Origin of the sequence: Apibacter mensalis (assembly GCF_001418685.1) — a bacterium.
Classification (GTDB): domain Bacteria; phylum Bacteroidota; class Bacteroidia; order Flavobacteriales; family Weeksellaceae; genus Apibacter; species Apibacter mensalis.
In genome coordinates this window covers 1-5,898 of record NZ_LIVM01000023.1, presented here as the reverse complement: position 1 = coordinate 5,898, position 5,898 = coordinate 1, and the positions used below count along the sequence as shown (strand labels likewise).

Genomic DNA, 5,898 nt, shown 5'->3' with positions numbered 1-5,898 from the left:
TTGTTTAATAATTAACATTTATTTATATCGAATATAAACATGTAATAAATTAAAAACATATAGTTAAATTATGAATATAAATATATTAAAGTTTTCAATCCTTGTATTGGATTTTTAATATTCTTCCCGTTTGTCTTTTTATTTTACCTGATGTGTTTGGGGGTATTAATTAAATAAACTATCATAGCAGCGATTTTTTTATTTATATATTTGTTATTATAATAGCAATTAAATGGATAAAGTATATCAATACCAAATTGAAAATAAACAAAGATACTTAGATGAATTATTTGATTTATTACGAATACCATCTATCAGCGCAGATTCTTCTTATAAGAATGAAATAATAAATTGTGCAAAAAGTATATCAAGAAATTTAAATGAATCAGGATTTGAAAATGTTGAAATATGTGAGACTCAAGGAAATCCGATAATATATGGAGATAAAATTATCAGTTCTGATTTACCAACAGTTTTAATTTATGGTCACTATGATGTGCAGCCGGCTGATCCAATAAATCTTTGGGAAACTGATCCCTTTGATCCAGTTATAAAAGTATCCGGAATACATCCGGAAGGAGCTATTTATGCTCGAGGATCTGCTGACGATAAGGGTCAATTCTTCATGCATGTAAAAGCTATTGAATCTTTAATTAAAACTAATTCTTTACCTTGTAATGTTAAATTAATTATAGAAGGAGAAGAAGAAATAGGCTCTGTTAACTTAGGTAATTTTTTAAAAGAGAATTTGAGTAAACTTTCATGTGATATAATACTTATTTCGGATACACATATTCTTTCAAATCAGGTCCCTACTGTTACAACTGGATTAAGAGGCTTAAGCTACGTGGAAGTAGAGGTAGAAGGTCCTAATAGAGACTTACATTCCGGATTGTATGGTGGAGCAGTTCCTAATCCGATCCATGTACTTTGTGACATGATAGCTTCTTTAATCGATGAGGATGGGAAAATTAGAGTTAAAGGATTTTATGATAGGGTTAAAGAGTTAAGCTCTGAAGATAGATCCGAATTAAATAAGCTTCCATTTAATGAGATTGAATTTAAAAATTCAATCGGGTTGAAAGGAATTCAAGGAGAAAAAGGGTATACTTCTTTAGAAAGAATATCTATACGACCTACTTTAGATGTAAATGGTATTTGGGGGGGATATACAGGAGAAGGAGCAAAAACGGTAATTCCATCAAAAGCACATGCTAAAATATCAATGAGATTGGTTCCGGATCAAAATCCGGAGGAAATAACTGAATTGTTTACCAAGCATTTTTTATCTATAGCTCCGAAAAACGTTCAAGTTACAGTCACCCCTCATCACGGAGGTAATGCTTATGTATTACCGTCTTCAAATCCCGGATATATTGCAGCTAAATTGGCTATGGAAAAAACCTTCAATAAGGAAGTTTTACCATACAGAACAGGTGGAAGTATACCAATTGTTTCATTATTTGAAGAATTGTTGGGAGCTAAATCTGTTTTAATGGGATTTGGGTTAGATAGTGATGCCATTCATTCTCCTAATGAGCATTATGGAATATATAACTTTTATAAAGGTATTGAAACCATTCCGTATTTTCTGAACTATTATACAGAAAACTTTAAAAATAAATAATAACATATAAAACGTATTCATAACTGATTTTTCATTCATACGATCTTATATTTATAATCTTATGGTAGAATTATTTTTAGTTTTATTTTTTAGTATAATTTTTTTGATAATAGGGATATTTATAGGTAAGAAAATTAATTCTCTCTCTAATAACTCAGAAAAAATTCTTTTAAACGAAAAAATTAAGGTTTTGAATTCTAAATTGAATGAAAGTGAAATGATAAAAGATAAGGAACTGTTTGAAAAGGAAGAAATAAAAAAAGAAAGAGAAAAATTATTGCTTGAATTAGCTCGTAAAGATGTCGATTTTGAAAATCTAGTGCAAAAAAATAGAGAGCAAAGATTAGAAATACAGCAAATTCAAGATAATTTTAAAAAAGAATTTGAAATTATAGCAAGTAAAATTTTGGAGCAAAAAACAGAAAAATTTACAGAACAAAACAGGCATAACATAAAAATTCTATTAGATCCTTTACAAGAGAAGATATCCATCTTTGAAAAAAGAGTAGAAGAGAGCCAAAAAGAAAATATAGGTATTCATGCATCTTTAAAAGAACAATTACTTCATTTACAAACCCAAAATATAAGAATCTCACAAGAAGCGGAAAATCTTACTAAAGCATTGAAAGGAGATACCAAGATACAAGGAAACTGGGGAGAATTAGTTTTAGAAAGGGTTTTAGAAAAATCCGGATTAGAAAAAGGAAGAGAATATTTTACACAAGAAAGATTCTATTCTGAAGATGGAAAACTATACATTCCCGATGTAGTTATACATCTTCCGGATAATAAAAAGATGATCATAGATTCTAAAGTCTCTCTAGTATCCTATGAGCGTTATGTAAACGAAGATCGTGAAGAAGAAAAAAAACTACACTTAAAAAATCATATAAACTCTATAAAAAAACATGTTAACCAACTCTCATCAAAAAATTATTATGAGATGTATGCAAATCATACTTTAGATTTTATATTACTTTTTATTCCTATTGAAACTGCCTTTTCTGTAGCTTTGAATCAAGATTCATCACTTTATAATAAAGCATTCGAGGAAAATATTGTAATAGTTACTCCTTCTACACTTTTAGCAACTTTGAAAACAATTGATAGTATGTGGAATAATCAAAAACAACAAAGGAATGCTTATGAGATAGCTAAAACAGCCGGGAATTTATATGATAAGTTTGAAGGATTTTTACAAGATTTGCTGCGTATAGGAAAAAAAATAGATGAATCTAAAAACGAATATGGAAATGCTATGAATAAACTTATTGAAGGGAGAGGAAATCTTGTTTCTCAAATCCATAATCTGAAAAAAATGGGTGCAAAAGCAAAGAAAAGTTTACCTGAAGAAATTCTTACTAAAGCACAAATTTTAGAAAATGATCCGTAATTTTTAAAAACAGTGTATCGTAAAATTTGATAAATTAGTTATATAAATTCTCTAAGTAATAAAACAATAAGATAAATGAAAAGCAAAAAAATATTTTTGATATTACTAAATTTTTTATCATTTGCAATCATTTTTGCCGGTACTAATGAACCAATAGAAGAAAATATTGAAGAACAAATAACCAAGGAATTCAGGGCAGTATGGGTGGCAACATTTTTAAATATAGATTGGCCTTCAAAACCCGGATTGTCCGCCGACCAACAAAAAGAAGAATTTATAACCTTATTGGATAATGTAAAGAAATGGAATATGAATGCTATTATTGTTCAGGTAAAACCTGCTTCAGATGCTTTATATCCATCTAAATTAAGTCCATGGTCCGGTTATTTGTCTGGGACACAAGGAGTATATCCGGGTTATGACCCATTGGAATTTATGGTAAAAGAAGCACACAAAAGAAATATAGAAATACATGCCTGGTTTAACCCCTTTAGGCTCTCAGCGGCCAATGCAAATTGGAGTTCATTAGCAACTGATAATATAGCATTTAAGCACCCCAATTGGGTAGTCAGATATGCCAATCAATTATATTTAAATCCAGGTCTCCCTGAGGTACGCGATTATGTAATTGAGTCTATTATGGAAGTAGTTAAAAACTATGAGGTTGATGGAATTCACCTGGATGACTATTTTTATCCTTATAAAGTAGGAAAACTGGATTATCCTGATTACGCAGCTTATACTAAATATGGGGTAACGTTTGCCAGTAAATCGGATTGGAGAAGAGATAACATTAATACCTTTGTACAAAAATTATATAAGAATATTAAGGCTAAAAATAAAGATATAGAATTTGGAATTAGTCCATTTGGTGTTTGGAGAAATCAAAGTACTGATCCTAAAGGATCTAAAACCAAAGCATTACAGAATTATGATGATTTGTATGCGGATGTATTACTGTGGATGAGAAAAGGATGGTTGAATTATGTTGCCCCTCAATTGTACTGGCATAGAGGACACAATCTTGCCGATTATAAAACTTTAGTAGATTGGTGGAGCAGCGTGGCTAAAGAAACGGATACCAAGCTTTATATAGGGATGGCTGCATATAGAGTAAACCAATGGAAAAATCCGAATGAGCTTGTAGAACAAGTTTATTATAATAGGGAGTTTCCTGAAATTAAAGGAAGTATATTTTTCAGCTACAAGTCCCTTGCAAATGATCCGAAAGGGGTGCTTACCAATTTAATTTCCGGTCCTTTTGCGGAATAAAATTATTTTATAGAGATAATTTTGCCAATTATATTTTATAAAAAATAGTAAATTAAAATTACTCATAAGAAACTATAAAAAAGATCGTATGGTTACGATCTTTTTTTCTTTTATATAAGTAACTTTCTCAATAATTAATTTTTACACATAGTAAGATATATTGTGTTTATTACAACATAAAAATTAATTAATTTATTTTAATTATATTTGTTTATTTAGTGTGTAATAGCAAATGAAACATAAGATATACCCGGTAAAAAAAGGAGATACATTACAAAATATTGCGGAAAAATTTCAAATTTCAGTAACAGTCATTAGAGAGTATCACAATTTATATTGCGAATTGACTGACTTATTGGTTGGGACGGAAAAAATACCCAATCATGTAAAAAAAATTTTACTTCCTGCCGAGCAACTTACCGAAAAAGAAAAATTAATCATAACTAATCATTTTTCATTTGCTGAAGAGAGCGAATATAAAGTAGAAATTAAAAATGTTTTACTGGTTAATGATGAACCCATAAGTGAAAACGAAACCGAAAATACTTGGAAAATTTCTGAAAATAATTTATGTGCACATGTCGATATCACCAATAAGAAAATACGTAAGAGCACAGCACAAATAAGAGCACTTATAGAAATTATAAATAAAATTAATGAATCTACGAATCATTTAGAATTAGCGCTAAATAAAGACGGAACCATACAAGAGGTAGTAAACAAACAAGAAATATGGAAAAAGTGGGAAGAAATTAAATTTCAAGATATAAAATTAATTGAATTACAGGATGACTTTGTGAAAATTATCATTGAACAATATGATCAGGTTTTTAAAAATATAACGAAAGCTATAAATATGAATATGTTGTATCAAATAGTTTTTTGTCCCCGATCCGATTTAAGATATCCCGTTCTATATCCGCAAATTTTAAAAAAAAATGTGTCGGTAAATTCACAGATATTTCCCCAAATAAATATACAATTCGATTGGTCATATACGAGTAAGGAAAATAATGAGTACCTGGAATTTTCCTTATTTGCGGCAGTTCCTGCCACAGAATTGCAACATTTTAATGAACTATACAAAAAAGAATATGCAGATAGGCTGCAATCTAAATTTATGCCGGCATTTAAAATAGAATCTCAATACTTTTTTCATAAAAAAACGGAAAAATTCGTAAAAGCGATACTATATGTAAAAGAACAAATGAGTGAAAAATTGAAATATGTTGCTCAATATAAAATAACCGGTTTATTTGATGAAGAACCCGAAGAGAATAATCCATCAACAGAAGAAAATAATGATAATGCCCCTAATGTAACTCCCAAGCCATTTATTAGTAAATTTTTATTAGATTGAGATATATACACTTTTTCCTATATAAATCAGTATAATTTTTTTTACTATTACTTAAAAATATTTGATTATTTACTCATGTCGACCCAACACTTATTAACCCCCTTAATACTACTCCTATTAATAATGAATATTTTATCCTCCTGTTTAGATTCCATACGCGACAAAAACCGCCGCCTTTATACCCCGGACTACTGCTTTGAGCCGGAAAAACTTCCGATGGCACTCGCCATCTATAAGGGAGATACA

Annotated in this window: 4 protein-coding genes; all 4 read left to right on the top strand. The window is 29.6% G+C overall.

What is annotated here, in order from left to right:
* Positions 1-232 precede the first annotated feature (232 nt).
* Positions 233-1,627 carry a dipeptidase gene (locus ASC36_RS10090; RefSeq protein WP_055426369.1) on the top strand — a complete coding sequence of 465 codons (1,395 nt, stop codon included), beginning with the start codon at positions 233-235 and terminating at the stop codon, positions 1,625-1,627.
* Between the two features lie 190 nt (positions 1,628-1,817).
* The gene (locus tag ASC36_RS10085) at positions 1,818-3,020 is read left to right on the top strand and encodes a DNA recombination protein RmuC (RefSeq protein ID WP_317038631.1); all 1,203 of its coding nucleotides are present in this window, start codon (positions 1,818-1,820) and stop codon (positions 3,018-3,020) included.
* Between the two features lie 75 nt (positions 3,021-3,095).
* On the top strand, positions 3,096-4,292 hold the full coding sequence (locus ASC36_RS10080) for a glycoside hydrolase family 10 protein (protein WP_055426367.1): 1,197 nt from the start codon (positions 3,096-3,098) through the stop codon (positions 4,290-4,292).
* 232 nt (positions 4,293-4,524) lie between these two features.
* Complete coding sequence (locus tag ASC36_RS10075; RefSeq protein ID WP_055426366.1) at positions 4,525-5,652, top strand: LysM peptidoglycan-binding domain-containing protein; 1,128 nt, start codon at positions 4,525-4,527, stop codon at positions 5,650-5,652.
* The last annotated feature ends 246 nt before the right edge of the window (positions 5,653-5,898 follow it).

Bases quoted from the DNA above. Each gene is read 5' to 3' on its own strand.
- ASC36_RS10075 (WP_055426366.1), top strand. From the start codon at position 4,525: ATGAAACATAAGATATACCCGGTAAAAAAAGGAGATACATTACAAAAT.
- ASC36_RS10090 (WP_055426369.1), top strand. From the start codon at position 233: ATGGATAAAGTATATCAATACCAAATTGAAAATAAACAAAGATACTTA.
- ASC36_RS10080 (WP_055426367.1), top strand. From the start codon at position 3,096: ATGAAAAGCAAAAAAATATTTTTGATATTACTAAATTTTTTATCATTT.